This is a genomic window from uncultured Ruminococcus sp., assembly GCF_937915125.1.
Classification (GTDB): domain Bacteria; phylum Bacillota; class Clostridia; order Oscillospirales; family Ruminococcaceae; genus Ruminococcus_C.
Map to the genome: position 1 here is coordinate 1 of NZ_CALDMP010000007.1, position 3,664 is coordinate 3,664.

Sequence of the window (3,664 nt, forward strand, 5' to 3'; positions counted from 1 at the left end):
GCGGGAGCTGGATTTGAACCAACGACCTTCGGGTTATGAGCCCGACGAGCTACCGAGCTGCTCCATCCCGCGATTTTTTCCGGCATGTGACTCATGCCGACTAATATAGTATACCACAAACAAGAAGACATGTCAACAAAAAAACTAATATTCTTATTTTCAAAAGTTTAAGTCAACATTAATTAATAATCGAATTTAGAACAAACCTAAATCTATTATATAAAATCAATATTGAAAAATAAAATTAAGTGTCAAATAGCATCTACAATTTTCGTCAGGTAAAACTTCCTGCACAAAAAATTGCCATGTAAAAGTCAAAGACACAAACATACCGTATAATCCCAGCCTTTCCGGTCAAACTAAAACAACGCCACAGCAATATGTTTTTTTCTAAAATAGTTGACAGAGCAACGGTTTTCTGGTAAGATGAAACTATAAGGAAAAATCAAACTGCGTTTCTAAGCACGAGGTGTTTCATCATGCATCAAAATGAATCTGTTCAATCTCTCAGCTATCGTATTGCACTGGGCGGTATCATTGCATCTCTATGTCTAGTCTGTATGTTTCTGACCGGCATATTCCCTATGTTCTACCTGATCCTACCCATGGCGGCAAGCGCACTCATTTATATTATGGCACTGGAAACCAACACATATTGGGGACTACTCACATATATTTCCGTAGGGCTACTCTCCCTTTTTATTACCCCGAACAAGGATGCAGCACTTGTCTTTTTGTTTTTCTTTGGCTATTATCCCCTGCTGCGCCCTAAAATCGAGCATACAAAGTGGAAACCGCTCGCCTTTCTTCTGCGACTTGCCTTGTTCAATGGAGCCGTCCTCGCTTTTTTCTGGATATCCGTCTATGTCCTCGGCATGAAAGAACTCCTGGAATCCCTGGGTGACTACGGAAAATACGGCGGATGGATTCTTCTGGGCATGGCGAATATTATGTTCTGGTGCTATGATTTCAGCATGGGCTGCTTTCCGCTGCTCTATCAACGATATCTCAAGCCAAGAATATCTCCCAAACACTGAGATCTGTTTTTCCTAGAAAGGAGCCATTATGGAACGTGTTGCTTTTTTCGACACAAAACCCTACGACCGTATCTGGTTCGACCGTCTGAACCAGAACTACGAGTTCAAATATTTTGAGCACAAACTAACACCGGATACGGTTTCCCTGGCACAAGGCTGCCGCGCCGTCATTCCTTTTGTCAATGACACCTTAAACGATACAGTCATTGACGGATTATGCCGTGCCGGCGTGGAGATCATCGCTATGCGCTGTGCCGGCTATAATAATGTAGACCGCAAAGCAGCCGCCGGGCGTATTCCCATTGTGCGTGTACCCGGCTACTCCCCTTATGCCGTAGCGGAATTCACCATGGGTCTGCTGTTGACTCTGAACCGGAAAATCCACAAAGCATATTTCCGCACAAGAGATTTCAACTTTTCCCTGAACGGTCTGGTGGGATTTGACCTTCACGGCAGAACTGTGGGCGTCATTGGTACAGGCAAGATCGGACAGATTTTCATCCAGATCTGCCGTGGCTTCGGCATGGATGTACTGGCATATGATCCATATCCGCTGAAAGGCGCCGATTTTCCCTATGTATCCCTGGAAGAACTACTGCAGCGGAGTGATATCATCTCTCTCCACTGTCCCCTGACGGAACAGTCAAAGCACCTGATCAATCGGGATACCATTGCACAGATGAAAGACGGCGTATTCCTGCTGAACACATCCCGTGGTATGCTGGTGGAAAGCGAATCCCTTCTGGACGCCCTGAAAAACGGCAAGATTGCCGGTGCTGGGCTGGATGTCTACGAGGAAGAAACAGAATTTTTCTTTGAGGATCGTTCCGATACCGTAAAGCGTGACACAATCCTGTCTCTGCTGGTATCCATGCCCAATGTTGTCCTGACCTCCCATCAGGCATTTCTGACTACTGAAGCTCTGCACAACATTGCAAAAGTAACTCTGGAAAATCTGGATGCTTTCTTCAAAGACGGCACAGTGCAGAATCAGGTTCAATAATGTATCATTGTGATATGAAATCCCCATTTTACGATTTCAGGCAATACCGCACAAGGATTGTGCGTCAAATGCGCCGTCAGATTTTTCGTCAGATGAAACAAAAAGCGCAGTGAATACTTTGTGTATTCACGAGCATTTTTGTGAAATGTGACGGAAAAGATGCAAGCATATGACATGCAAAGCCGACAGGGCGCTCTTTGTGCGGTGTTGCCTTCAGGCGATCTCACCGATCGCCTTTACATTGATAGAAAGAAGGAATTCATATGTTACCCGAATCCGTCAAGAACCGTATTCACGCTAACCAGGATGCCATGCTGCAAACCTTGTCGGAGCTGATCGCTATTCCGAGCGTTGCCACACCGCAGCCGCAGAGCAGCGACTTTCCCTACGGCAAACCCTGCGCCGATGCACTGCATTATATGCTGCAAGAACTCCAGCAGTTGGGCATGACCTGCAAAAATTATGACTGCCATATGGGTGCAGCCGATTGGGATCCGTCCCTGCCGCCGCACCTGGGCATTCTCTGTCACTTGGATGTGGTTCCAGCGGTGGCATCCAACTGGAGTTCCGACCCATTCACAGCAAAGATCCGGGATAACTGTGTCTACGGGAGAGGTGCCATTGATGACAAAGGTCCGGCGGTTGCCGTGCTGTATGCCCTCCGTGCCATCCGGGAGGCAGGGATTCCCCTGCGTAAAAACATCCGCTTTCTGCTGGGCTGCAACGAAGAAAACGGTTCCACCGACCTGGAATATCACCTCCAGAAAGACACCATGCCGCCCCAGGTATTCACACCAGACGGCAGCTATCCCCTGATTCATCTGGAAAAAGGGATGCTTCGCCTGACATTTTCCAAAGCAACCTCCGACCAGATCGAGCAGTTCGAAGCCGGTACTGCACCCAACGCTGTCCCGGCAGATGCATCCGCCGTACTGGCAGATGGACAAAAGCAAACCTACAGCGGCACTGCCGCCCACGCCTCCACACCGGAATCAGGCGATAACGCCATTACCGGACTGCTGGCACAATTGACACAACAGAGCGATTTTCCGGACTGCACCGCCTTGTCCAGACTATTCCCCCATGGCTGCACCGACGGCAGCGGTCTGGGCATTGCCTGTGCTGATGAAGAATCCGGCGCACTGACCTGCGTATGCAGCATGCTCCAGTTCCAGCACGGGCAGATACATGGCTGCGTCGATATCCGTTATCCCATATCTGTCACAAAAGAAACGGTATTGCAGAAGGTACAGGATGCCTTTGCAACATACGGATTCTACTGCGAAGCACAGATCCAGAGCGACCCTCATCACACGCCCAAAGATACACCCCTGGTACAGGATCTGCTGGCAGTTTACGAGGAACAGACCGGGCAGCCCGGCGCATGCATCGCCATCGGCGGCGGCACCTATGTCCACGATATCCCCGGCGGTGTAGCATTCGGTATGGAATATCCCGGCTGGGATTATCACATGCACGGCGACGATGAATTTCTGCCCATTGACCAGCTTATACAGAACACAGAAATGATGGCAGCAGCCATTCTGCGGATTTGTCAGTAATTTACTTTAGGCAACACCGCACAAAGAGCGCCTGACGGCTTTGCACGTCATATGCTTGCATC

At 48.8% G+C, this 3,664-nt stretch carries 3 protein-coding genes; all 3 read left to right on the top strand.

All coding sequences use genetic code 11. The features are described from left to right. The first annotated feature begins 479 nt into the window (after positions 1 to 479). The 3 genes from Q0418_RS00585 (at position 480) to Q0418_RS00595 (ending at position 3,602) form a co-directional block, all read left to right on the top strand. On the top strand, positions 480 to 1,037 hold the full coding sequence (locus Q0418_RS00585; RefSeq protein ID WP_298481598.1) for a hypothetical protein: 558 nt from the start codon (positions 480 to 482) through the stop codon (positions 1,035 to 1,037). Positions 1,038 to 1,065: 28 nt separating this feature from the next. Continuing rightward, a complete protein-coding gene (locus tag Q0418_RS00590; protein ID WP_298481599.1) occupies positions 1,066 to 2,040 on the top strand; it encodes a 2-hydroxyacid dehydrogenase in 975 nt (324 codons plus the stop codon). Between the two features lie 263 nt (positions 2,041 to 2,303). Further along, on the top strand, positions 2,304 to 3,602 hold the full coding sequence (locus Q0418_RS00595; RefSeq protein WP_298481600.1) for a Sapep family Mn(2+)-dependent dipeptidase: 1,299 nt from the start codon (positions 2,304 to 2,306) through the stop codon (positions 3,600 to 3,602). The last annotated feature ends 62 nt before the right edge of the window (positions 3,603 to 3,664 follow it).

What these genes read in the sequence shown, in the direction of transcription:
- Q0418_RS00595 (WP_298481600.1), top strand. Translation starts at nt 2,304, where the DNA reads ATGTTACCCGAATCCGTCAAGAACCGTATTCACGCTAACCAGGATGCC.
- Q0418_RS00590 (WP_298481599.1), top strand. Translation starts at nt 1,066, where the DNA reads ATGGAACGTGTTGCTTTTTTCGACACAAAACCCTACGACCGTATCTGG.
- Q0418_RS00585 (WP_298481598.1), top strand. Translation starts at nt 480, where the DNA reads ATGCATCAAAATGAATCTGTTCAATCTCTCAGCTATCGTATTGCACTG.